Raw genomic sequence first — 20,858 nt, forward strand, 5'->3', positions numbered from 1 at the left:
CACTCTGGAGGCCCCGCCGTGGCCCACCGTCCGCTCTACCTCACCCTCGCCCTAGTCGTCGTCGGCGGCCTCGCCTACTGCGTGTGGGAGTCGATCCACCACCGCCGCTGCGCTGCCCGACATCGCACGGCGCAGCGGCTCACCGACGCCGCCCAGCAGCGCGACATCGCCAAGCTGCGCGCCGAGCTCGCCTTCCACGCCGACGCCGACGCCGTCCTTCACGAGGCCGCCCGGATCGTCGACACCCACCACCACGCCATCACCAGCCAGCAGGAAGGGGGCACGCCGTGACCACCGCACAGCGCGCATACATGGACCTCACCGACCACCGCCACTACCGCTACCGCGGCTGCGCCCCCGACCCCGACCAGCCCGCAATGTCCGCCGGCGACCCCGGCCTCGCCGTCGACGCCTGGTCCCACGGCCCCGACAGCGAAGAGCAGCGCGAACGCCGGGCCCGGGAGCAGGCAGCCATCGCCGTCTGCCACCGCTGCCCGGTCGCGGCCGCCTGCCGTACGTACGCCAACACCGAACTGCCCAGCGGCGCTCTGGCCGAGCCGGAAGGGATCTGGGGCGGGCAGACCGCGCTGGAGCGTCACCGCGCGCGGATCACCCGCCGCCACCAGCTCACCGACCCCATCACGGCCGGCCTCGACGTGCCCCTGGAGAACCTGGCCCGGGCCCGCTCCGCGCAGAAGCGCGCCGTCCTGGCGGCGCTCGCCGCCCACACCGACCCCGAGACCGTGGCGGCCGCCGCCGGGATGGACGTGCGCACCGCGAACTGGCAACGCTCCGCCCTCGTCACCCTCCTCGGCCTCGACAAGGACCGCACCTCGCGCCGGGAACTCCTCGACACCGCCCTCGCACTCGGGATCCTCCCCGCCGACACCCGCATCGTCCCCGACGGGCCGCACCCGGTACCGGCCGCACCCCGGACCGACCGGCCCAAGCCCCGCCCGCCGATCCAGCTCACCATCCCCGGCCTGCCCCGCTACAAGCCGGCCGATCACACCCGGCCCGTACGAACCCGCCACCCCCGGCAGGTACTCCGCCTGGTCCGGCCGCGCCCCGTCGCCCTCACGCTCCCCCTGCCCGCCCCGCGCTCCCTGGAGGCCGCAGCATGACCACCCCCACCCCCGCCGCCTCCACCCACGGGTACGACCAGGCCCTCGCCGAACGCTGCGCCGCCAGCGGCGAACACCTCGCCGGACTCCTCGCCCACGCCATGCTCGACGTCGCCGGCCAGCCCGAAAAACTCCCCGCACTCCTCTTCCCCGACCTCGACCCGCAGGTCGTCGAACGCGTGTGGAACACCGCCCTCCCCGTCGGGTTCCGTCTCGGCCGCCTCGTCGACCGGCCCCGCTGGACCCCAGACGCCCTCCGGCGCCTGCAGACCGCCCTCGACGACGCCGGATACGAAGCCATGGGCCACCTCGCCGCCCGCTCCGCCCGCACCCTCGACCCCCACCCCGCCGACAACAACACCCCCCGGGGCCACGCGTGAAGGCCGGCCGCGGACGGCCCGTGCAGTTCACCGAAGCCGTCCAGGCCCGGTTCCTCGACGCCGTCGCCAACGGCATGTACCTCGGAGAGGCCGCTCGATCAGTCGGCCTCCGCGCAGACCTGCCCTCCCGGTACGTCCGCACCGACCCCACGTTCGCGGCCGCCCTCGCCGACGCCAAGGCCCTGGGAAAGAAGCGCCGCGTCGAGGACGCCCCTCACAACGAAGCCCGCTACAACAACCACGGCTGCCGCTGCACCACATGCCGCCGCGCAGCCACCACCGCCCGAGCCGGCCGCCGAGCCCAGGAACCCACCGAACCCGAACCGGAAGCCGACATCCTCGACCTCAACCGCCAGTCCCCCACTTCCTTTTCGCTGCCCAGTCCTTCTTCTGCGAGGGCACACCAGGCTGCGTGATCGACTTATTTAACGCGAACTTTTATAGGACACGACCCCGAACCCGTACGCCTGTCCGATGACCTGGCTATCTGATGACAAGTGCACTGATCCGACACGTATGGAAGGAGACTGGCCGAGTGACGAGCTCAACCGATAGGCTGCGCCTTGCGCCAGACGACCACTCAGGTCCACAGCGTGAGCAACACAGCAGAACGGCCTCGCTCCCCTGGCTGGTAACCAGGATCGACGCGAGGCCGGTGCCGAAGGCAGTCCCAAACGACTCCTGCGGCAGGCCGCCAACCTTCAACGACAAAGGCGACGACATGGCGAAGCGTACCCGCCCACCTGGGCGCTCAGACAGTGGGACCCGAGACTCCGGCGTGAACATCACACCACCGCCGTCGAGCACGGGCCCTCTCACCACTACCCACACCGCGCGATGAGCAGCGAGGCCGAGATGCTCTCGGCCGACTTTCGCGTTGCTCAGGTGCGAGCGGTCAGGGAGCTTCTGGCCGGCCGATCCGACGACGACATGATCCGCGTCGCTGACGTGCTCGAGGTGCTGAGCAATCCCACGCACGAGTTCGCGGTCGACCTGATGGCACCAGGGCCGCGTGAGCTGCTGGACCTAGTACGGCGCGCTATCGATCAGCGTCTGGCCGGACAGCTGACCAGCGACCAAGCGCTCATGACCATCCAAGGACTGACTCAGACTTCTGCGCCTGACCCGGCGCAGACCCCACCGACTGATGGAGATCAAGTGACGTAGCGACTTCCTAAGCGGGAGGTCCGTGGGCCCCTTGGCGGGGGCTCATCCTCTACCGCCGGCCGCTGGTGTTGGCGCACCGTGCGCGGCCACTTCCTACGGCTCGGATTTGGCGATCCGAGCTAAGGCCCGAACTTCAGAACCGGTTTGGCGACCGGGCCTGGCGTCTCGAGCAAGTACTGCTCCCCAGCAGTTGACCACCAGCCGGAGCCGGGGCCTTTTCGTGCCTCCACCGTGCAGCGAAAGCAGGTACATAGTGCAGCACGCAGCACCCTCTTGTCAGCTTCCGCGCGCCCGCACGGGCGTTTCGCGGCCTATGTCCGCTCCCTCGGGTGACATCCCGTGCCAGCGGACCGGCACTCAGGTCCCAGAACTGGCCGCTCTCCGCGTCCCCTCGCCGCGCCAGTGGATCGACACGACGACTGGTCGGATCGCCCCGGACCCGTACTCCTGGATGCAGGCCGTGCACTGGGTCGGCGGGTCCGGCCTGTACGAGCCGTCCCGCAACCACGGACCGAAGTGGGGCCCGACGACCGTCCTCATCGCGCAGGAGATGTCCGCGCTCACCGAGTGCCGTCCCGGTGTTAGCTACCTGGCGCGGAAGCTCGGCATGTCGGAGCGCACCGTTCAGTACCACCTGGACATGCTCCGGGAGGCCGGCCTGCTGGTGTACCTCAGCAAGGGCACCCGCCTCTCCGGCCGGATCCGGCAGGCGTCCGTCTACGAGCGGGTCATCCCCGTCGAGTTCGACCAGGCGCTCGGGATCCGGACTGTGCAGCGCGACGAGACCGCCCCGGCGTATACGCGGGTGCCGGTCGGGATCGCGGAGCAGGGCCGGAAGCTGATCGGGAAGCTGGCGAAAAAGGCCGCCCGCAAGGTGCGCCGGAAGCGCTCGAGGACGCCGAAGAACGCGGGGTTGGATTGCACCCCAATGCAGGGTGGTACCTCAACTGTCTCTTCTACCGGTGATCTCCCGCTTCCCTCTGAGAGCAAGCTCGCAAGCGGGAAGAAGTCGTCCCCCACCCCCAAGCATCAGAAGCCGAAGACTCGGAAGCTCAACAAGGTCGGCCGCCGCCACCAGCTCGCCCGCGAGCTCATCGCGACCGTGCCGTGGCTCGCCAACGCCGCGTCCCCGCGGATCGCCTGGGTCATCCGGCACGTCGCCGACGCCGGCTGGACCGTGGACCAGGTCCGCGCGTTCCTGGCGCTGGCTGCCGACCCGAACGTACGGCGCCCCTCCGCCCTGCTTGCCCACCGCCTCAAGGGCGCGCACCTGCTCTGGGACACCAAGGCCAAGCGGGACACCGCCGTCGAAGCATGGCGGGACTCGCAGGCCGCGACCGCCCAGCGGCACACCGAGTGGCACATCGAGCAGACCGGCCCGTCCTCGCGGGCCGTGCAGCGCCAGTTCACGGCCGCGGTCGAAGCGGTCGCCGCCGTCTTCGTGGACGACAGCCGGTCCGTCCTGGTCGACGCCGAGGCGGAGATCGCCCTTGAGGATCTGCCCCGCGACGTCGTCATCGACATGCGGGCGGCTGCGGAGGCCGACCCCGGGCTCATCTTCGCGGCGCTGTCCAGCGGCATGAGCGAGCGCGACGCCCGCCGCCTCTACACCAACGCCCTCGTCGACCGCGCGCTGCGCACCGAGAAGAGGCTCGCCCATGTCTGACACCCCACGGGCCGCCGGAGCCGACCTCGCCCGGCAGGCCCTGGCCGCCTACAAGACCGGCCGCCGCGCCCACACCGGACCGGCCCAGCCCGCCCGCCGCATCAAGCGGCGCGGCACCGACGGCCGCGACCCCCAAGCCTTCGCCGCCGTCCTCGCGCGTCTCGGCGCCGAACAGGGCTGGACCGGCTCAGTCCAAGGAGGTGACCTCGTCGGCCGCTTCGCCGAGCTGTGCCCCCAGTACGCCGGCCGCGTCCAGGCCGTCGCCTTCCACCCGGACCGAGGGCGCCTCGATGTCCGTCCCGGATCGGACGCCTACGCCGCCCAGCTCCGCCTCCTCGGCGGGCAGCTCTGCCGACAGATCAACGACAAGCTCGGCAGCACCGTCGTGCGCTCCCTCGGAGTTCTCCCGGTCGGATCCCTCGACGCCGCCCCAGGCGGCCCGACGGCGTCCTCCGACCAGGTCGACGGCGGCGCCGGACCTGCGGGACCGGTCCGCACGCGGGAGACCGCTTCCGACGGGTACCGCCGCGCGCTCGCCGCCCACCAGGAACACCACCACGCCGCGCCGGCCGACCCGTTGCTCGCCGAGCGGATCGCGGCAGCGCGCGCCCGTCAGGACGCAGCGCTCGCCGCCCACCGGCTGCCGCCCGAAGAGCACGCCGAGTACCTCGCCCAGCTCGAGTGGCTCACCCGGGACCAGCCCGTCGACGAGTACGACGCGACCGTACGAGCCGCACGCCGTTACGCCCGCACCGGGCAGACCACCGGGACGAGCGAGCCGCAGCAGGTCTTCAAGACTGCCTGAACCGTCCCGAGTATTAGGCCGTAATACTGCCCGGCGAGGGGAGCGGCGCCGGTGGCCACCGGGGGAACGTCGGCCGGAATCTGCGGGAGCGTGAAAGCCCCGACCGAACGGAGACTCTTGTGACGACCCTCATCGCCGGCGCGCCCACCGTCTGCCTCCTCCACGCCGACGTCCACTACATGACCTCGACCTGTTGGGGCGTCACGATCGACTGGTACCTCGCGCACGACCACCTTGAGGAGAGCGAAGCTCGAGCCGCCTACCAGGCTGCCGTCGAACGGGAGATGCTCGACCGGATCGCGCGTCAGCACCGAAGCGACGCCGGAAGATGCTGATGCAGAGCTCGGGTATTACGGCGTAATACCGCCGCGTCGACGGTTCGAGGAGTCGGCCGCAGTGCGGGCACACCGATGTCGATCATCACGCCGTAATGATCGGTGGGCCCTCTCGGGTCCATGGGAGTGGCCGACCTGGCGCCAATTATTACGGCGTAATACTCCCCCGGTGAGCTCTGAGGGCCTCTCACCCCGTCTCTGCGGCCGAGAAGTAGCGTGCCGATACTCACGTCGATCATGAACGTTAGTAAGGTGTCGCGCATGACATCGCCCACCACCGGCGACCGCGACAAGGTCGTCTCCAAGCTTCCGGCCGGGCTGCAGAAGGATCTGAAGATCCGGACAGCGCAACACGGCATTGACATCCAGCACGCCGTCGAGGCCGGCATCACGGCTTGGCGCGGGCTGGGATCCAACCTGACCCCCATCGACACGTCGGGCGCCAGGTCGTTCTCCACGTTCCTGCCCCCCGGCCAGTGGGAGGACTTCCGCAACGACTGCGCGGCCAGGGGGGTGTCCATCGTTCAAGGCCTCTCGCAGTCCGTACAGGTGTGGCTGGAGAAGAATCCGGCCCCGGCTGTGGTGCGTCCCAAGCACCCCCGTCGCATCATCGTCTGTAACCAGAAGGGCGGTGTCGGCAAGACCGCCATCGCCTCCGGCGTAGGGGAAGCCCTCGCCGAGGATCCGGACCAGCTTCATCCGGTACGGATCTCGAAGCACTTCGCCGCCGCCCTCAGCAGCAACGAGACTGAAGAGGAAGCGGGCGACTCCCCCCTCGACTACGAGGACCTGCCCGGCCTCGGCCTCAACGTGCTCCTGGTCGACTTCGACCCGCAGGCGCACATGACCAAGCAGCTCGGGCACGAGCCGCTCCCCATCGAAGGCGACAGCCTCACCAAGCACATGGCGGGCGAACCGAAGGGCGAACTCCAGGACTTGATCGTCCCGATCGCCGGCGACCGCTTCGGAGGCCGGCTGCACTTGCTGCCCGCCTGCACTGACGCCTTCCTCTTGGACGTCAAGCTCTCAGGCGTCCGCGCCCGCGAGGCGGCACTCGAGCGAGCCCTGATGTCTGTCGAGCCGTACTACGACGCGATCGTCGTCGACTGCCCGCCGAGTCTCGGACTCTCCATGGACGCGGCCGCCTACTTCGGGCGACGCCGCACCGACGAAGAGCCCGGGAACTCGGGCGTCCTCGTCGTCGTCCAGGCCGAGGACAGCTCCGCTGACGCCTACGGCCTTCTCACCTCACAGATCGAGGACCTGCGGAGCGACATGCACCTGGACCTCGACTACCTCGGCATCGTCGTCAACCACTACGACGCCCGCCGCGGATACATCGCCACCTCCTCGCTCGAGGCCTGGATGGACATAAAGGATCCGCGTGTGGTCGGCGTGATCGGCGACCTGAAGGAGCAGAAGGAAGCCGTCCGCGTGAAGGAGCCGCTCCTGGTGTACGCCCCGCGCTGTAACCAGGCGGTCGGGATGCGCGCACTCGCCCGGGAGATCTCATGAGCAGCCGCGCCGCCAAGCTCGGCAAGGGAGCGTCGTTCCAGCAGGCCCAACCCGTCAGTTCCCGGCGCGCTGCGATCGAAGCAGCGACCGCCGCGCCCACCGAAGGCGCCCCGCCGCCCACGGAACTGCCCGTCACCCTCATCAGCCTGAACCCCGACAACCCCCGCAAGGAGCTGGGGGATCTGACCGATCTCGGCAACAGCCTTCTCGACCACGGGCAAAAGACAGCGATCAGCGTCATGAGCCGGTTCGCCTACCTCGAAGGCAACCCCGGCCGGGAGCAGGACCTCGAACCCGACACGAAGTACGTCGTCATTGACGGGAACTCCCGCCTCGCCGCCGCGCGTGAAGTCGGCCTCACAACGATCAAGGTGATGGTCGACGACGAACTGGGCGGCAACCCCGACGAAATACTGGAGTCGGCCCTCGTCGCCAACATCCACCGCAAGGACCTGGACCACCTCGACGAGGCCCGCGCGCTCGAGAAGCTCCTGAAGATCCACGGAACCCAAGAGGCGCTGGCGGCCCGGCTCCACAGGTCTCAGCCCTGGGTGTCGTCACGGCTGGCCCTGCTGAAGCTGACACCGGACCTGCAGAAGCGCCTGAAGAACGGTCAGGAGTCCGCCGACCTCATGCGCAAGGTCGGCAGCAAGAAGCAGGAGGAACAGGAAGCGCACCTCGCCCAGCTGAAGAAGGAGCGGGAGGAAGCGGCAGCAGCCCGTAAGCGTCAGCGGGAGGAAGCGGCGGCTCGCAAGAAGGAGCGGACGAAGCCGGCCGAGGTCGTGAAGGGGCCCGACGGCGGCACCAACTGGGCCACGCCGGAAGACTTCGGCCATGCCCTCCTGACGAGGAATCCTGTGCCCGAGCCTCGCGGCAGCGGTGCCCAGGCGGACGCCGGAGCCGAGACAGGGCGTTCCGAAACGGAGGTGAGCGTTGAGTCGGAGGCGCCAGAAGCCCAGGGCGAGCGGCAGCCCGAGCCCGCAGCCGAGCCCGCTGTGCGGCCGTCCGCCGTCGTAGTGCCGTGGGATGACGGTGAAGCCGTGATGGACCTGGCCTTCCAGAAGATGCTGGGCGTCCAGCGTTCCCGGCTCCTGTTCCGCTACCTGCAGAACATCGGAAGCGGGGAGCGGATGGCGCAGGAGTTGGCCCGGGCCGTTCCTCCCGAGGATCTGCCCGCGGCGGCCGCCCTGCTTCGTGATGCGGCCGACGCCCTCAGCGAGAACGTCTGACCGGACAGCGGCCCCGTTCCTTCACCGTTGAGGTGGGGGAGCGGGGCCGTTTTCGTGTGTCCGGTCGGCGCCGGACGATGGCTGGGGATGCGCTACCCGGCTGGCGAGGTTCCTCACTACAATCACCGTCATCTGACGGGCACGCGTCCGTGAGGTCTCTGGGCCCCCGCCCGGGCAGGGTCGTTGTCGGCAACTCCGTCCCCTCTCGTGCGGGGGTTCGTACTTTTCTGGCCGACACCCCCCGGTGAAATGGCCGAAAAGCGCAAAATGCAGGGATGCCGCGGCGTTAAAAAGAGACCGGGACTCCCATCCGGGTCGGTTTTCCTGCCACAGTGGCCTCCCCGGGGTTGGACGGCAGCCCAGCCCGGATCCGGTGCCGGCGAAAAGGGGAGCAGGCGCCGGGTGACCCTTCCCCGCTGCCACAGGAGCGGAGACGCCCCATGCCCTCATCTGCTGAACCTGCGCCCACGACGCCGGCGCCCGACCACGGCGGCGCCGTCATCCACCATCTCGCTCACCGGCGCGCGCGCCGCGGTGAACCTCCCGCCGCTCCTGTCGCGGGCCCGGCACCGGACGGGATCGAGGCGCAGATCGCCGAGACTGTCCAGGCCTACTTCCTCAGCCGTGGCCGGACACTGACCGACGAGCCGACCGCGGTCGCCTTCGACATCACCCTCGAAGCGGTCCGCCAGGTACTCGACGGCGCGCTCGCCACCCATATCGTCGAGGAGACGGCGCACACCGTCCTCGTCGAGATGCTCGACGGGCTGCGGCAGTCTCCTCAGAACGTCTGAATATGCCAACCGACATTGCGGAGCGAATCGGGAGAACCCCTGGCACCATCTGTTGCCCTCGGTAGATCAACAAGAACAGCGCGTTCAACTCCCGCCGCACATATGCCACGATGGGGCGTCCGGATTCACTCGGAGTGACACATTCCGGCACCGGCGTGCGCCCCGGCTCAGTCCGTCCCGCAACGCCCGGGGCCGCACGGCGGACGGGGACACATGGCCACTCAGGACGACACCACGCCGGCAGAGCGTCTGCGCCTGCTCCAGCTCGAGTTCATCACCCCTCGGCGCCGCGGGCCGGCGGCCTCCCGCTCCACCCGGCCCACGGAGCCGGCCGCCCCCCTCGACATCGACACCGTCGACCACGTCCAGGGCAGCGTCGCCGAAGTCGTCGCTCTCACCCGCGCGGCCGCCCCGGACGCCGGACCGAGGCCGGCATCCGTCGAAGGCCTCTACGGCTGGTGGCGCGAGAACACGGCGCACCTCGAGCCCGAGAAGCAGCAGCACCGCGAAGCGGTCATCTACCGCCACGGCCTTGAGCACGCCCTGATGCTCGGCGAACGGAAGGTCATCCGGCGCCACCCCTGCCCCGGCTGCGGCACCTGGGGTCTCTTCTGGAACCAGGCTTTGCAGCGGGCGCTGTGCGTCAACCGGTACTGCAAGGACGCCAGCGGGGGCAGTAGCACCTGGACGCTCTCGCACCTGGCACAGGAGCACGTGAACCGGAAAGAAAAGTCTGCGCGCAGGGCAACCTGATCCGCCCCTCGTAGGTCTACCTTTCAACCACAACTTCATCGCACCATGCCCACAACCGGACCTCTAAGGTCCGGAGCCCGCGTATCGACCGTTGGAGCTGCGAACTCCGGTCGTCGATCATCGGGAGCCCGTCGTGGCCGTCATGAACGCCGTACCGCACGAGGTCGAGGGTGAAGTCGTCTCCTTCAAAGAGGCCAGCAGACTCTTTGCAGAGACGGACCACCCAGTCTCCGAATCCACCATGCGCCGGTGGGTCCAGGAGCAGTCCCTGCGCGCCACCCGGATCGGGAAGAAGGACTACTACCCCTTCTCCGACCTCCTCGTAGAACACGCCAAGTGGGTCGCACGCCAAGCCGGCTGACCGTCCCGCTGCCCCACCGAAGCCCCGCCCCGGACCTCCGGGAGCGGGGCTTCTTCATACCTAACCGAGTTAATGCATTGCACGTGCACTGCAATATGGGTAGTCTGGCAGAGCCGACAACGCACCAGCCCACAAAGGGCCGGTGAGGAGTTACCAGCCCAGGAGCGACGCCATGAGCGTGTACAGCCCTGCCCGACCGCAGAACCAGACCGCCGACTACAACCAGCTCGGCACCCACACCCAGGCACTCCTCGACCACCTCCTCGCACAGGCCGACAACACCGTCGACGCAACCGAGTACCGCACCCTCATGGAGATGGCCACCCACCTCGCGGGCCTGACCCTCCCCAAGGGCCACGACATCGCCAAGTGCGCCTGCCCGAAGTGCTACTGCAGCCGCATCTTCGACACCGCCGCCCCCGGCCTCACCGTCGTCGAGACCAGCGAGTACAACCTGCCCCTCCTCCAGTGCCAGGACTGCACCGACCAGCACCCCGCACCCATCGAGGACTAGGCACCCCGAACACCGGCCCGGCCGCCAGGTCGAGGCACCCGCTCCCTCGCGGCCGGGCCGGACCAACACCCCAGAGACCCCACCCCGCACGCACCGGGAGACCCCCATGTCCGAGACCGGACTCATCCTCCGCACCGCCCAGCAGCTCATGAACTACTTCGGGCTCACCGACCCGGACCACACCAACTTCGCCGACCAGCAGGGCCGCCTCGACATCACCGGCGCCGTGTACCGCGCCGTCACCGGCAAGACCCCCAACGCCTTCCTCGGCAACGCCGACCACGCGGTCCTGCTCGTCACCACCAACGAGCCCGTCATGGCCGCCCTCCGCTGGATCTCCCGGATCCTGCCGACCGAGGCCCCGGACTCCGGAAACGGCGATGACGTCATCGAGCACCTCGCCGGATGGCTCGCCGACACCGACCCGTTCCTCGGCCGCCGCCCCAACACCGCCGACGTCATCGGCGTCCTCGAACGCGCCGCCCTCGCCGCCGACCGCGCCAGCACCGTTCCCGCGCAGCGCACGACGGACATCCCGCAGGCCGTGCACATCCCCAGCCCGCGCCGCGCCGCCTGACCACCCATTCCCCGGGCGGGGCCCTGACCAGGCCCCGCCCCACCCAGAACGGACCCCGTCATGAGCGAGCTGACCCTCACCACCCCCGTCGGCGGCTACCGCCACGACCCCGAGTACGCCGCCGGCCGCGCCGACGCCTACGACGACTCCCACACCCGCACCCTCGACGAACTCATCGCCATCGGCGCCCAGTACGTCGACCACGCCCACCTCCTGCGCGCCCTCGGCTACTGCGACCGCATCACCGAGCTCCGCATGGAGCGCGAGACCGTCGCCGCCGCCGAGACCGAGCTCGCCCACACCGACACCAAGGCGGCGCAGCGATGACCACCACGGATCCGCTCATCGTGTCGCGCTTCGACGTCGGCATGGAGCCCGCCCCGGAAGAGGAGCAGGTCTTCATCGTCGGTGCCGTCGCCGAAGACGGCCGACCCGTCGCCCTGTTCCTTGACCCCGAGGCTCGGGCGAAGGTCGGGCGCTGGCTACTCCCGCACCTCGCCGACGAGGTCGAACAGCTACGGGCCCGGGTGACCGGTGTAGCTGCGCTCGACGACGACCGCCTCGTGCTGATCCGCAAGCGGCGCACGCACTGCGAGGCCACCCGTTTTGAGACTGAGGACGAACGCCCGCTGCACGTCTGGGGCCCTTCCCAGTACCCGGGCCAGGAGATGTGCCAGCGCTGCACGACTCAGCGGGCGTGGGCCGAGGAGCCCGACACCGACGAGGGCATACTCCTCGCGGAGCTCGACCGGCTGCGTGCCCGGGTGGCCGAGCTGGAGGCCGAGACCTACGTGGCCCGTCGCCTAGTTGCACGCGCTGTTACGGGGCTGATGCCGCACGGTTCGTTGCCAAGGGTGGGACCACCTCGCCGTGCCGCGTTTGTGGTCCGTCGGAGGTCGACCGGCTGCGGACCCGCGTGGCCGAACTGGAGTTGCTCGCCCCGACAGGCCACGACATGACCGAAGACGTGGAGTACCAGGTCGTCGGCGGCTGGGGAGTCGACGGGGCCGACAGCGCCGAGAAGGCCATCGCCGCCGTCCGCGCCGCGCGCCGCGCCCACCCCTGGGACCGCGTCTACGCCAAGCAGCGGGTGGTGCGTACCTGGGACGACGACTCCCAGTGGTACGGCCCCTGGACCGACCTTCCGACCGCCGAGGACACGAACGCAGGCACCGACACCCCGTGACCTGGACCTCCGCCATCGCCGCAATCTGCGGCCTCATCGCCGCCGCCATGGTCGTGCTCTCCCAGCACGGCCTCGGCACCCGCAACACACCCCCTCAGGACCCTCCGGACGGAGAACCGTCATGAGCACCAAGACCCGCACCCGCCGCCGCACCCCCAAGCCGGCCACCACGCCCGCGCCCCGACCCACCCTCGTCGACCTCCGCCACCCCCTCCCCATACGCCGGATCGTCGGCCCCCCGAACGCCGCCCAGCTCGCCGAAGCCCGCGCAGCTCTCGCCTCCGCCACGGCCCGCCTCCCCATACCGGTCCTCGCCTGGCACGCCACAGGCCCCACCGCCTACGCCCGCCTCGCCGACGACACCCTCCTCGTCCACACCGGCGGACACACCACCACCTTCACCGCCTGGACCCCGTGCCCCAACGGCGCCCACCACCAGGCCACCGTCACCGACACGGCCACCCTCCACCTCGCACGCCTCGCCGCCAGCGACTGCAGTCACACGCACGGCACACCCGTACCGGCCCCGCCCACCACTCCCGCCGTACGGACCCTCGCCGACGTCCTCGCGGCCGCCGACACCCAACCCCCCAACGTCACAGCGCTACGCGACGAGCACGCGAAGGAGCACCCCCATGGCTGAACTCACCGAACTCCAGCGCGCACAGCGACGCCAGCAGGCCCGTACGGCCATCGAGACCGCCATCGCCAACGCCCCCGGCGCCGAGACCGCATCACCCGCGGTGCTCGCCGACCATGCGCTGGACGCCCTCGGGGACTTGGCCGCCGAAATCCTCGTCGACGGCACGATGATGCGGTCCCTGACCATCAAGGACGGCATCGTCACCCTCGAACTCGAGGAAGCCACCGAGATCCTCAAGGTCTACGTCGCCGCCATGCGCGGCGTCCTCGACGGCTACGGCGCCGAGAACTACGTCGAGACTGAGATGACTGCCCCGTCGGTATCCATGGACCTGCGCGACGGCTCCAACCCCATGGACTCGTACACCGTCACCATCCAGCGCCGCACCCGCCCCACCCCCCACGAGTTCCGGCAGCGCGCCGAGGCCCGCCTGGCTGCCGTACTGAACGAATGCGAGGCCATCGAGGCCGAGCTTCATGGCCAGCACGACGAGGACGACGACGGCATGCGCGCGGCAGTCCGCCGCATCCGAGTCCGGGCACAGGGGGACAGCCGTGACTGACCACGACTACATCGCCCAGCTCGTCGCGGAGCTCGACCTCGTCGCCGTCTTCCGCATCCCCTGCCAGGTCACCTCCTACGACCGCACTACCGACATCACCGTCGAGAAGCGCGTCGACGGCCACGGCGGAGGCTGGGCCATCATCCGCGACGGAGAGACCTGGACCGGCACCCGCTGGGAACACCGCGTCGCCCTCTGCCTGTCCGAGGTCTACCGGTGGGACCGGGACACCGCTCTCACCGAAGCCCAGCGGATCGCAGAACTCCACGCACTCGTTGCCGAGCGCCGTCATGGCTGACCTCACCAGCGCACTCCGAACCTCCGAAGACGAAGTTCAGCGCCTGCGCCACCTCCTCGCCGAAGTCGCCACCTGGATCAACAACCCCGACTACGACGACACCGCACGCGCAGCCCTCGCCCTCGCGATCGGCCTGCCAGCCCCGGCTTCTCAGCGGTGAACGAATACCAGGTGTCGTGCCTCGGCAAGGTCCGCTTCCACCGCCGCGCTTACGCCAAGAAGCAAGCCAGCCGCACCCGACTCAACGGCCCCACCCCCGTAGAGGAGCTCACACAGTGACCGCCCCCGCCATCAACATCCACACCGGGCCGTACCTCTGGCACGACGAACCGTCCATCGCCGTCGTTGTCTACGGCCTCGCCGGCCCCCAAGGCAGCAAGACCCCCGTCGGATGGGGCCGGAGCCGGAAGACCGGCCGAGCCATCCCCCTCATGCGGGAGTCGTCCACCAAGGTCAAGCCCTGGCGCGAGAAGGTCCAGGCCGCCATCGAGCAGGCCATCGCGAGCGGCGAAGCCCGCCCCATCACGGGCCCCGTGTACGCGCACATCACCTTCACCCTCCCCAAGCCCGTCAGAGCCCCCAAGCGCCGCCGCACCTACCCCGCCGTCACCCCCGACATCGACAAGCTCGAACGCTCCACCTACGACGCCATCACCAAAGCCAACGCGTGGAAGGACGACGGTTCCGTCATCGAGAACCACAACCGCAAGGTCTACCCCGGCGAACACCCCGACGCGCTACCCGAGCCCGGCGCCGTGATCCGCCTCTACACCCTCGGAGAGACCGCATGACCACCCTCACCCGCCGCCCCATAACAGCCGCCGTTTCAGACCGCTGGGAGGACTTTGCAGCCTGCCGGACCGTCGACCCCGACCTGTTCTTCCCGGACGGCCGTGGCGCCGTGCGGGTCGCGCAGGAAGAAGCAGCGAAAGCGGTCTGCCGCAACGTGTGCCTGGTCCGTCAGCAATGCCTGCGACAGGCCCTGGACACACGCCAGACCGAGGGCGTGTGGGGAGGCCTCGACGAGAAGGAGCGCCGTCGTCTCCTGCGCCGCTCGATGCGGGCGAGCCAGAACCGGGACGTGCCGGCTGTCGACCAGATCATCCGGGAGCAGCTCGACGACTACTTGAAGGCCGTGGACGCCGGTCTGTCGACGTGGGAGATCGCGAAGGCGTTGAGGACGAACACGCAGACCGTGAACAACGTGGCCCGGGCGCTCTTGGCCCGGCAGGAGGTGCGGGCATGACGACGCTGAGCGCGAAGGAGCGCGGAGACATGGCCGAGGCACTGTTGCCGATCGCGGCGCACCTGGTGACCCTCGTCCACGGCGACGGCGGACCCCGGGACGTGCACCAGGCCCTCGCCCGCCTGGACGCCACCCAGAAGGATGCGCTGCTCGTCGTCCTGGCCGGCCTGGTCGACCCGGACCAGCCGATGGGGGCGGCACTGGGGTGGCTGGACTTCAACGAGCACGGCGAGACCGTCGTCCCCACGTGGGGCGAGAAGACTCCGCTGAGGGACCTGGCGCCGGACCCTGAGCTCGAGGACGACTACGTCGACGAGGCCGCGATTCGGAAGTACGTACTCGGCGTCCGTATCGAGGTCACACCTCAGGAACGGCTGGAGGCCGTCGTCCGGTGTGTGGCACGCGGCATGACCTACCTCGAGATTGATGCCATGCATGGGCTGACGAAGGGGTCGACGTCCACGTTCATCAGTCGGACCAGGCGGGCGTACGAGCAGCGTGGGCAGGTGTTCCCGGAGATGATCCGGCCGGACGCCCCGCGGACGCTGGACGACGCGAAGGTCCTGCGGATCCGGCAGGAGTACGCGGCGGGCGGGGTGACGGACATGGAGCTCGCCATGCGGTACGGCGTGGCCCGGAACACGATCACACGGGTACTGCTCGGCCAGGCGTACGGACATGTCGGCGGGCCGCTGAGGACGAAGAAGGAGAACAAGCCGGGGGAGCAGACGCGGACCGTGTGGGCCCGCGGCAAGGCTGGCTACGCCCAGGCGAGCTGAGCGAGGAGGCCTGACGTGGACAGCATCGAGTCCTACCCGTTGCATTCAAAGCGGGGACCCAAGACCTGCACCGTGCCGCAATGCGACACACGCGTAACAGCGCGAGGCCTGTGCGGCATGCACTACAGCCGCTGGCGTCGCCATGGTGATCCCACTGCGCTCTTGCCGCCGCGCTACCGCGGATGCTCCGTCTCCGACTGCAAGGCTGAGCACCAGAGCAACGGTTACTGCCGGAAGCACTACAAGCGCTGGCGCCGGTGGGGAGACCCTGAGGTGACGCGCACTGTGACGCCACCTCAGGATCGCTTCTGGGCCAAGGTGGACAGGAATGGTCCGATGCCAGCTCAGGGAAAGATCACGGGCGTCTGCTGGCAGTGGACAGCCGGAAAGAACGGGCGCGGTTACGGCGCCTTCCACCCCGCTCAGGGGCAGATTGTCCTTGCACACAGATACGCGTGGGAACTGCTGCGGGACCCGATACCCGAGGGGCTCGTCATCGACCACGTGTGCCGAAACCGGGCTTGTGTGAATCCGGATCACCTTGAGGTCGTCACGCCGGCCGAGAACACACGAAGAGGCTTCGGCATCTCAACGTGGAACCGGCTCAAGACGCATTGCCCGGCTGGTCACCCGTACAGCGCAGACAACACCTACATCCACCCCGCACGCAGCAGCCGGATCTGTCGGCAGTGTGCAAGGGACAGAGACCGGCAGCCTCATCGGCGAGAACGAAGCAAGCGAAAGAAGGAAGCAGCATGAGCGGCGAGACCGTGATCACCGTGTGCGGAAACCTCGTGGACGAGGTTGAGTTGCGATTCCTCCCCAACGGAACGCCGGTGGCGAAGTTCCGTATCGCGTCGACCCCGAGGGTGTTCGACAAGCAGACGAACGAGTGGAAGGACGGCGAGGGCCTGTTCCTGTCGTGCTCGGTGTGGCGGCAGGCTGCGGAGAACGTTGCGGAGTCCCTGCAGAAAGGGATGAGGGTGATTGTGCAGGGCCGGCTGAAGCAGCGGTCGTACGAGAACCGTGAGGGTGTGAAGCGCACCGTCTATGAGCTTGACGTCGAAGAACTCGGCCCCAGTCTGAAGTCTGCGACCGCGCGGGTGACGAAGACGGCGGGCGCCGGACGGGGGCAGGACGCGTACCAGGCGGCGCGGAGGGAGCAGGGCGCGGCTTCGGTGGAGGATCCGTGGTCGGCGTCGACTCCGGGCGCTCACGGGGCTGGTGGCGGGTCGCCTTGGGGCGGGGGAGGGCAGGACGAGCCGCCGTTTTGACGGTGTGGTGGTGGGGCCCGTTCCCGGTGGGGGCGGGCCCTTTGTCGTGGGGGGGGGTGACCAATCCGATGTATTGCATTGCGCGTGCACTGCAATACAGGTAGTCTGGCAGAGCCGACAACTACCCACCCGGCAAACCGCCGGAGGGAACGGAAGGGGAAAACCACATGGCCACCATCACCGCCGACACCGTCGCCGACATCGTCAAGCTCCTCGCGACGGACGAGGACCTCTACGACCGCCTCCTCGGCGCCGTCGAGACCCTCAACACCCCCAAGACCCACGACGGCCACGCCCCCGAGGCCCTCACCATTGAGCGGCTCGCCGAGGACATCGCCTCCGCCCTCTGACGGCCCCCAGACCGGCTCCCCACCCCCCAGGGGAGCCACCCGCCCTCCCCGTCCCCCTCGGGGAGGGCACCCCGGGGCAGGCACCCGGACACGCGGCCCGCACGAACCCCCCTTCCGTGCCGCCCGCTACCCGACGAGTGCCGCCCGCCCCGGCCGGACGCCCCGAACCCCCCTTCCCGGGGCGTCCGGTCCCATCAGACCCAGACTCGAAGGACGCCTCGCATGGCCCGCCTGAGTAAGGAAGCAGCCAAAGCCCACGAAAGGGCGGCCGCACTCGTCGCCCTGGACCGTGACCTCACCGAGAACGAGAAGGAGTTCGTCCTCGACAACTGGCAGGAAGCCGCCACCGCCAGCCACAACCTCGACGGCGCGTTCTTCACCCCCGAGCCGCTCGCCCGCGACCTGTCCATCGAGGTTCACGGTGACCGCATCATCGACCTCTGCGCTGGCATCGGCCGCCTCGCCTACACCTGCCGGGACTACTGGGGCCGACGCTGGAACAACCAGCCCCCGCGCGAGATCGTTTGCGTCGAGAAGAACCCCGCCTACGTTGCGGTCGGCCGGAAGATCCTCCCCGAAGCGACCTGGATCTGCGCCGACGTCCTCACCGTTCCCACGCTCGGCCTGGGCCGGTTCGACACCGCGATCAGCAACCCGCCGTTCGGTGCCATCCCCCGATCCGGGAACGCGCCCACCTACACCGGCGGACGGTTCGAGTACCACGTCATCGCCATCGCAGCCATGCTCGCCGACTTCGGCGCCTTCATCATCCCCCAGCGCAGCGCCCCGTTCCGGTATAGCGGCGAGCCGTACTACCGAGAGGAGCGCGACCGGGAATGCGCACGGTTCGAGAAGGAGACCGGTATCCGCCTTGGCCCGGGCGCCGGGTTCGACACGTCGATGTACCGGCAGGAATGGCGCGGCGTGTCTCCCAAGGTGGAAGTCACGGTTTGCGACTTCGACGAGAAGCCGGCCCTGAACGAAGCACCGGACGCAACACCGCGCGTCGCGGAACTCCACCTGCCGCGGCCTCGCCAGAGGCGCCCCATCGTCGACGTCCCGCTGCCTGATGAGCAGCTCGCCTTCCCCGCCTGAGGTACCCCGGTAGGAGCCCCTGATGCCTGTCGCCCTGCTCCCGCCCACCACCGGCAGCGCCGTCTCCCTCGACGTCAAGGCGCTCACCACAGGCCCCCGGTTCCTCCGCACCCAAGGAATGTCCCGCTGGCACCGGCCCCGCTCCGGATCCCGCCACGGCGACCGGGACTGCTACACCGCCTGGTGCGGCTACAACATTGGCTCCAGCGACCGTGCCCGCGCTCTCACCGCCGACGAGATACCGGCTGGGGAGCTGGTGTGCGCGACGTGCGAGGGCCGGGCGATCGGCGCCGGCCAGGAGGAGCAGCAGCCCGGCGGCCGGCGTCTGGGGTTCGGGCCGCGGGAACTCCGACCGCCGAAGAACTGCCCCGGGTCTCGCCGCGCGTTCCTCGCCCCGCTTCCGGGCGGGACTACAGCCCGGTGTCTCGTGTGCGGCGACACTCACCCGGTCCGGGCGATGGGCGGCCCGTACAACCCGCGCTTCGGCCTCATTCAGCACCCGCCCGGCGCGGCCCTGGTGGAGCCGTGCCCGTTCCACCGTTGGCGCCAGCTGACGATCACTGACCGCACGGTGTCCTGCACGTGCGGCCGCCCCACGCCCGCCCCCGCCGCATGAAGGAGCCCGCCATGCCTGAGCCCACCACCACAATCACCCGCTACGAGGTGTCCGTCCTGCCCGCCACCCACCCGGACCGCCACTACTGGTCCGTGATCGTCGCCTCCACCGACCACGGCTGGGCCGTATGGGACGCCGACGGCGCCTACGACCAGGACGGCCAACGCGTGCCGATCGACAACGCGTCCCCGCACTCCGACCAGGCCGCCGCCCTAGCCATCGCCCGCCGCGTCGCCCCGAACGTCACCCTCAACGGCCACCCCGTGCCCGCCGCCTGACCCAGGAGACCAACATGCCCGCCATCACCCTGCCTCCCGCGGCCGTCGTAGGGCGTCGCGTCGAGCTCGCCTACTACCGCGACCAGGACACCTACCTTCCCGGCATCATCACCACCATCACCGACGACCCCGCCAGCCTCCGGGTACGCCTCGACGGCCTCAGGTCCACCGTCGCCTGCCGCGCCGACTACGAGGGCCTCCGTTACCTCGACGACGTCACCCCTGTCCCCGAGCTGCCCATGGGCCGCTTCCACCCCACCGTCAGCGACTTCGATGGGGCCACGTACGCCGGCATCCCGGTGTGCCAGTTCGAGGACGAGGACATCGTGCTTCTCACCGCCGACCCGGCTGCCGCACGGGCCGCGCTCCTCGCGTACTTCCAGGACCAGGGCATGGACCCCGACTCCGGCTTTCACGATCCGGACGGGGTGGAGCTCAGGTGGGTGGTCTTCGAGTGGCAGCCCGAGGACGCCGAGTGCCCGTGGCTGATGACGTTCGACGTCGAGGGCGCGGACATGGCCATCCAGATCCACTACCTGCCCGCCTGACCGCGCTGATCCGGTTCCACCACCACACGCACAGGAGGAGTCATGCCCGCACTGCCCTGCACCGGACAAGCCACCCTCTACGACCTCGTCCTCTTCGACGACGCACCCGCCGACACCCGCACCCAGGCCGTCCACCGGGCCGCCGCGCTCTGCGCCACCTGCCCCACACCCTGCCCCGAGAAAGTCCTGCCCCCCGCCCCGGCATCGACCCCGACAACGGCACGGCGCACACCCACCGTCCCCGACCACATCGCCGTCGCAGCTACCCGCCAGCGCATGACCGACTGGACGGAAATGGTCCACACCATGGCCGCCGCCGACATGCCCGTCTCCGCTATCGCCGCCGGCCTGTACGTCAGCGAGCAGACGGTTACTGCCCTGCTTGGACGTGCGGCATGAACAAGCGCTGCTTCTGCCGCCACTGCAAGCCGACCGTCCAGGCCGCTGCCGAGGCCCCCGTAGTGCACGAGCCCATACAGCTGCCCGACAGCGCCCGCCCGTTCCGTGTCCACCACGACGGCCGCACCCAGGACTGCACCCTCCACCCCGACGGCCGTCTCACCATGACCGCTGCCGACCAGGAGTGGGTGTCTGCCCTCTCGTTCGACGAGATGCGCGTCCGGAACTGGGCCGACGCGCACATCGAGTGGGACCCGACCCCGCTCGAAACTCCTGAACCCGAGCCCGAGGCAGAGCAGCCGGTGCAGGCCGCGCTCGACCTCGCCTCGTAGCCCCTGCCGGCCCGCCCCACCCGAACCCACGA

35 protein-coding genes are annotated in these 20,858 nt (G+C 69.6%); all 35 read left to right on the forward strand.

Translation table 11 applies throughout. From position 1 onward, the window contains the following. The first annotated feature begins 18 nt into the window (after positions 1-18). On the forward strand, positions 19-291 hold the full coding sequence (locus ACF06X_RS33470) for a hypothetical protein (RefSeq protein ID WP_392291090.1): 273 nt from the start codon (positions 19-21) through the stop codon (positions 289-291). Then, on the forward strand, positions 288-1,124 hold the full coding sequence (locus ACF06X_RS33475) for a WhiB family transcriptional regulator (protein WP_392291091.1): 837 nt from the start codon (positions 288-290) through the stop codon (positions 1,122-1,124). The genes ACF06X_RS33470 and ACF06X_RS33475 overlap by 4 nt, the downstream gene beginning before the upstream one ends. Further along, positions 1,121-1,504, forward strand: a complete 384-nt coding sequence (locus ACF06X_RS33480; RefSeq protein ID WP_392291092.1) for a hypothetical protein — start codon at positions 1,121-1,123, stop codon at positions 1,502-1,504. Before ACF06X_RS33475 ends, ACF06X_RS33480 begins: the two co-directional genes overlap by 4 nt. A 20-nt stretch (positions 1,505-1,524) precedes the next feature. After that, positions 1,525-1,920 carry a hypothetical protein gene (locus tag ACF06X_RS33485; RefSeq protein ID WP_392291093.1) on the forward strand — a complete coding sequence of 132 codons (396 nt, stop codon included), beginning with the start codon at positions 1,525-1,527 and terminating at the stop codon, positions 1,918-1,920. 421 nt (positions 1,921-2,341) lie between these two features. After that, positions 2,342-2,671 (forward strand): hypothetical protein, encoded by a 330-nt coding sequence (locus ACF06X_RS33490; protein WP_392291094.1) that lies wholly within the window; start codon positions 2,342-2,344, stop codon positions 2,669-2,671. A 313-nt stretch (positions 2,672-2,984) separates the two neighbouring features. Continuing rightward, positions 2,985-4,337 (forward strand): transcriptional regulator, encoded by a 1,353-nt coding sequence (locus ACF06X_RS33495; RefSeq protein ID WP_392291095.1) that lies wholly within the window; start codon positions 2,985-2,987, stop codon positions 4,335-4,337. Next, complete coding sequence (locus ACF06X_RS33500) at positions 4,330-5,142, forward strand: DciA family protein (protein ID WP_392291096.1); 813 nt, start codon at positions 4,330-4,332, stop codon at positions 5,140-5,142. The genes ACF06X_RS33495 and ACF06X_RS33500 overlap by 8 nt, the downstream gene beginning before the upstream one ends. A 119-nt stretch (positions 5,143-5,261) precedes the next feature. Next, positions 5,262-5,477, forward strand: coding sequence for a hypothetical protein (locus ACF06X_RS33505; protein WP_392291097.1), 216 nt, complete (start codon positions 5,262-5,264; stop codon positions 5,475-5,477). A 261-nt stretch (positions 5,478-5,738) separates the two neighbouring features. Next, complete coding sequence (locus ACF06X_RS33510) at positions 5,739-6,992, forward strand: ParA family protein (protein ID WP_392291098.1); 1,254 nt, start codon at positions 5,739-5,741, stop codon at positions 6,990-6,992. Continuing rightward, positions 6,989-8,221, forward strand: a complete 1,233-nt coding sequence (locus ACF06X_RS33515; protein WP_392291099.1) for a ParB/RepB/Spo0J family partition protein — start codon at positions 6,989-6,991, stop codon at positions 8,219-8,221. Before ACF06X_RS33510 ends, ACF06X_RS33515 begins: the two co-directional genes overlap by 4 nt. Before the next feature lie 440 nt (positions 8,222-8,661). Beyond that, a complete protein-coding gene (locus ACF06X_RS33520; RefSeq protein ID WP_392291100.1) occupies positions 8,662-9,015 on the forward strand; it encodes a hypothetical protein in 354 nt (117 codons plus the stop codon). 213 nt (positions 9,016-9,228) lie between these two features. Continuing rightward, positions 9,229-9,768 carry a hypothetical protein gene (locus ACF06X_RS33525; RefSeq protein WP_392291101.1) on the forward strand — a complete coding sequence of 180 codons (540 nt, stop codon included), beginning with the start codon at positions 9,229-9,231 and terminating at the stop codon, positions 9,766-9,768. A 133-nt stretch (positions 9,769-9,901) separates the two neighbouring features. Next, positions 9,902-10,129: a hypothetical protein gene (locus tag ACF06X_RS33530; RefSeq protein ID WP_392291102.1), complete on the forward strand. Its 228-nt coding sequence runs from the start codon at positions 9,902-9,904 to the stop codon at positions 10,127-10,129. Between the two features lie 172 nt (positions 10,130-10,301). Next, entirely contained in the window at positions 10,302-10,643 is a 342-nt protein-coding gene (locus ACF06X_RS33535; RefSeq protein WP_392291103.1) for a hypothetical protein, read from the forward strand. A gap of 106 nt (positions 10,644-10,749) precedes the next feature. Continuing rightward, positions 10,750-11,220: a hypothetical protein gene (locus tag ACF06X_RS33540; RefSeq protein ID WP_392291104.1), complete on the forward strand. Its 471-nt coding sequence runs from the start codon at positions 10,750-10,752 to the stop codon at positions 11,218-11,220. Between the two features lie 60 nt (positions 11,221-11,280). Beyond that, complete coding sequence (locus tag ACF06X_RS33545; RefSeq protein ID WP_392291105.1) at positions 11,281-11,547, forward strand: hypothetical protein; 267 nt, start codon at positions 11,281-11,283, stop codon at positions 11,545-11,547. Then, complete coding sequence (locus tag ACF06X_RS33550) at positions 11,544-12,179, forward strand: hypothetical protein (RefSeq protein WP_392291106.1); 636 nt, start codon at positions 11,544-11,546, stop codon at positions 12,177-12,179. The genes ACF06X_RS33545 and ACF06X_RS33550 overlap by 4 nt, the downstream gene beginning before the upstream one ends. Next, positions 12,176-12,406, forward strand: coding sequence for a hypothetical protein (locus ACF06X_RS33555; protein ID WP_392291107.1), 231 nt, complete (start codon positions 12,176-12,178; stop codon positions 12,404-12,406). Before ACF06X_RS33550 ends, ACF06X_RS33555 begins: the two co-directional genes overlap by 4 nt. After that, positions 12,403-12,531 (forward strand): hypothetical protein, encoded by a 129-nt coding sequence (locus tag ACF06X_RS33560; protein ID WP_392291108.1) that lies wholly within the window; start codon positions 12,403-12,405, stop codon positions 12,529-12,531. The genes ACF06X_RS33555 and ACF06X_RS33560 overlap by 4 nt, the downstream gene beginning before the upstream one ends. After that, positions 12,528-13,049 carry a hypothetical protein gene (locus tag ACF06X_RS33565; RefSeq protein WP_392291109.1) on the forward strand — a complete coding sequence of 174 codons (522 nt, stop codon included), beginning with the start codon at positions 12,528-12,530 and terminating at the stop codon, positions 13,047-13,049. Before ACF06X_RS33560 ends, ACF06X_RS33565 begins: the two co-directional genes overlap by 4 nt. After that, on the forward strand, positions 13,042-13,611 hold the full coding sequence (locus ACF06X_RS33570; protein ID WP_392291110.1) for a hypothetical protein: 570 nt from the start codon (positions 13,042-13,044) through the stop codon (positions 13,609-13,611). Before ACF06X_RS33565 ends, ACF06X_RS33570 begins: the two co-directional genes overlap by 8 nt. Further along, on the forward strand, positions 13,604-13,909 hold the full coding sequence (locus ACF06X_RS33575) for a hypothetical protein (protein WP_392291111.1): 306 nt from the start codon (positions 13,604-13,606) through the stop codon (positions 13,907-13,909). The genes ACF06X_RS33570 and ACF06X_RS33575 overlap by 8 nt, the downstream gene beginning before the upstream one ends. Next, positions 13,902-14,069: a hypothetical protein gene (locus ACF06X_RS33580; protein WP_392291112.1), complete on the forward strand. Its 168-nt coding sequence runs from the start codon at positions 13,902-13,904 to the stop codon at positions 14,067-14,069. Before ACF06X_RS33575 ends, ACF06X_RS33580 begins: the two co-directional genes overlap by 8 nt. A gap of 115 nt (positions 14,070-14,184) precedes the next feature. Next, positions 14,185-14,700, forward strand: a complete 516-nt coding sequence (locus ACF06X_RS33585) for a RusA family crossover junction endodeoxyribonuclease (protein ID WP_392291113.1) — start codon at positions 14,185-14,187, stop codon at positions 14,698-14,700. Then, entirely contained in the window at positions 14,697-15,155 is a 459-nt protein-coding gene (locus tag ACF06X_RS33590; RefSeq protein WP_392291114.1) for a WhiB family transcriptional regulator, read from the forward strand. Before ACF06X_RS33585 ends, ACF06X_RS33590 begins: the two co-directional genes overlap by 4 nt. Beyond that, complete coding sequence (locus ACF06X_RS33595) at positions 15,152-15,934, forward strand: hypothetical protein (protein WP_392291115.1); 783 nt, start codon at positions 15,152-15,154, stop codon at positions 15,932-15,934. Before ACF06X_RS33590 ends, ACF06X_RS33595 begins: the two co-directional genes overlap by 4 nt. Positions 15,935-16,270: 336 nt before the next feature. Continuing rightward, a complete protein-coding gene (locus tag ACF06X_RS33600) occupies positions 16,271-16,693 on the forward strand; it encodes an HNH endonuclease signature motif containing protein (RefSeq protein ID WP_392291165.1) in 423 nt (140 codons plus the stop codon). After that, positions 16,690-17,208, forward strand: coding sequence for a single-stranded DNA-binding protein (locus ACF06X_RS33605; RefSeq protein WP_392291116.1), 519 nt, complete (start codon positions 16,690-16,692; stop codon positions 17,206-17,208). Before ACF06X_RS33600 ends, ACF06X_RS33605 begins: the two co-directional genes overlap by 4 nt. Positions 17,209-17,375: 167 nt before the next feature. After that, positions 17,376-17,558 carry a hypothetical protein gene (locus ACF06X_RS33610; protein ID WP_392291117.1) on the forward strand — a complete coding sequence of 61 codons (183 nt, stop codon included), beginning with the start codon at positions 17,376-17,378 and terminating at the stop codon, positions 17,556-17,558. Positions 17,559-17,780: 222 nt separating this feature from the next. Next, on the forward strand, positions 17,781-18,653 hold the full coding sequence (locus ACF06X_RS33615; protein ID WP_392291118.1) for a methyltransferase: 873 nt from the start codon (positions 17,781-17,783) through the stop codon (positions 18,651-18,653). Positions 18,654-18,675: 22 nt separating this feature from the next. Next, positions 18,676-19,269: a hypothetical protein gene (locus ACF06X_RS33620; RefSeq protein ID WP_392291119.1), complete on the forward strand. Its 594-nt coding sequence runs from the start codon at positions 18,676-18,678 to the stop codon at positions 19,267-19,269. Between the two features lie 11 nt (positions 19,270-19,280). Next, the gene (locus tag ACF06X_RS33625; RefSeq protein ID WP_392291120.1) at positions 19,281-19,547 is read left to right on the forward strand and encodes a hypothetical protein; all 267 of its coding nucleotides are present in this window, start codon (positions 19,281-19,283) and stop codon (positions 19,545-19,547) included. A gap of 14 nt (positions 19,548-19,561) precedes the next feature. Next, positions 19,562-20,095 (forward strand): hypothetical protein, encoded by a 534-nt coding sequence (locus tag ACF06X_RS33630; RefSeq protein WP_392291121.1) that lies wholly within the window; start codon positions 19,562-19,564, stop codon positions 20,093-20,095. A 42-nt stretch (positions 20,096-20,137) separates the two neighbouring features. Beyond that, complete coding sequence (locus tag ACF06X_RS33635; RefSeq protein ID WP_392291122.1) at positions 20,138-20,494, forward strand: hypothetical protein; 357 nt, start codon at positions 20,138-20,140, stop codon at positions 20,492-20,494. Beyond that, a complete protein-coding gene (locus ACF06X_RS33640; protein ID WP_392291123.1) occupies positions 20,491-20,826 on the forward strand; it encodes a hypothetical protein in 336 nt (111 codons plus the stop codon). Before ACF06X_RS33635 ends, ACF06X_RS33640 begins: the two co-directional genes overlap by 4 nt. Positions 20,827-20,858 lie beyond the last annotated feature (32 nt).

Origin of the sequence: Streptomyces sp. NPDC015346 (genome assembly GCF_043078785.1) — a bacterium.
Lineage (GTDB): Bacteria > Actinomycetota > Actinomycetes > Streptomycetales > Streptomycetaceae > Streptomyces.

Bases quoted from the DNA above. Each gene is read 5' to 3' on its own strand.
- ACF06X_RS33480 (WP_392291092.1), top strand. From the start codon at position 1,121: ATGACCACCCCCACCCCCGCCGCCTCCACCCACGGGTACGACCAGGCC.
- ACF06X_RS33490 (WP_392291094.1), top strand. From the start codon at position 2,342: ATGAGCAGCGAGGCCGAGATGCTCTCGGCCGACTTTCGCGTTGCTCAG.
- ACF06X_RS33495 (WP_392291095.1), top strand. From the start codon at position 2,985: ATGTCCGCTCCCTCGGGTGACATCCCGTGCCAGCGGACCGGCACTCAG.
- ACF06X_RS33500 (WP_392291096.1), top strand. From the start codon at position 4,330: ATGTCTGACACCCCACGGGCCGCCGGAGCCGACCTCGCCCGGCAGGCC.
- ACF06X_RS33510 (WP_392291098.1), top strand. From the start codon at position 5,739: ATGACATCGCCCACCACCGGCGACCGCGACAAGGTCGTCTCCAAGCTT.
- ACF06X_RS33515 (WP_392291099.1), top strand. From the start codon at position 6,989: ATGAGCAGCCGCGCCGCCAAGCTCGGCAAGGGAGCGTCGTTCCAGCAG.
- ACF06X_RS33520 (WP_392291100.1), top strand. From the start codon at position 8,662: ATGCCCTCATCTGCTGAACCTGCGCCCACGACGCCGGCGCCCGACCAC.
- ACF06X_RS33525 (WP_392291101.1), top strand. From the start codon at position 9,229: ATGGCCACTCAGGACGACACCACGCCGGCAGAGCGTCTGCGCCTGCTC.
- ACF06X_RS33535 (WP_392291103.1), top strand. From the start codon at position 10,302: ATGAGCGTGTACAGCCCTGCCCGACCGCAGAACCAGACCGCCGACTAC.
- ACF06X_RS33540 (WP_392291104.1), top strand. From the start codon at position 10,750: ATGTCCGAGACCGGACTCATCCTCCGCACCGCCCAGCAGCTCATGAAC.
- ACF06X_RS33545 (WP_392291105.1), top strand. From the start codon at position 11,281: ATGAGCGAGCTGACCCTCACCACCCCCGTCGGCGGCTACCGCCACGAC.
- ACF06X_RS33550 (WP_392291106.1), top strand. From the start codon at position 11,544: ATGACCACCACGGATCCGCTCATCGTGTCGCGCTTCGACGTCGGCATG.
- ACF06X_RS33555 (WP_392291107.1), top strand. From the start codon at position 12,176: ATGACCGAAGACGTGGAGTACCAGGTCGTCGGCGGCTGGGGAGTCGAC.
- ACF06X_RS33565 (WP_392291109.1), top strand. From the start codon at position 12,528: ATGAGCACCAAGACCCGCACCCGCCGCCGCACCCCCAAGCCGGCCACC.
- ACF06X_RS33570 (WP_392291110.1), top strand. From the start codon at position 13,042: ATGGCTGAACTCACCGAACTCCAGCGCGCACAGCGACGCCAGCAGGCC.
- ACF06X_RS33580 (WP_392291112.1), top strand. From the start codon at position 13,902: ATGGCTGACCTCACCAGCGCACTCCGAACCTCCGAAGACGAAGTTCAG.
- ACF06X_RS33590 (WP_392291114.1), top strand. From the start codon at position 14,697: ATGACCACCCTCACCCGCCGCCCCATAACAGCCGCCGTTTCAGACCGC.
- ACF06X_RS33595 (WP_392291115.1), top strand. From the start codon at position 15,152: ATGACGACGCTGAGCGCGAAGGAGCGCGGAGACATGGCCGAGGCACTG.
- ACF06X_RS33600 (WP_392291165.1), top strand. From the start codon at position 16,271: ATGCCAGCTCAGGGAAAGATCACGGGCGTCTGCTGGCAGTGGACAGCC.
- ACF06X_RS33605 (WP_392291116.1), top strand. From the start codon at position 16,690: ATGAGCGGCGAGACCGTGATCACCGTGTGCGGAAACCTCGTGGACGAG.
- ACF06X_RS33610 (WP_392291117.1), top strand. From the start codon at position 17,376: ATGGCCACCATCACCGCCGACACCGTCGCCGACATCGTCAAGCTCCTC.
- ACF06X_RS33615 (WP_392291118.1), top strand. From the start codon at position 17,781: ATGGCCCGCCTGAGTAAGGAAGCAGCCAAAGCCCACGAAAGGGCGGCC.
- ACF06X_RS33620 (WP_392291119.1), top strand. From the start codon at position 18,676: ATGCCTGTCGCCCTGCTCCCGCCCACCACCGGCAGCGCCGTCTCCCTC.
- ACF06X_RS33625 (WP_392291120.1), top strand. From the start codon at position 19,281: ATGCCTGAGCCCACCACCACAATCACCCGCTACGAGGTGTCCGTCCTG.
- ACF06X_RS33630 (WP_392291121.1), top strand. From the start codon at position 19,562: ATGCCCGCCATCACCCTGCCTCCCGCGGCCGTCGTAGGGCGTCGCGTC.
- ACF06X_RS33635 (WP_392291122.1), top strand. From the start codon at position 20,138: ATGCCCGCACTGCCCTGCACCGGACAAGCCACCCTCTACGACCTCGTC.
- ACF06X_RS33640 (WP_392291123.1), top strand. From the start codon at position 20,491: ATGAACAAGCGCTGCTTCTGCCGCCACTGCAAGCCGACCGTCCAGGCC.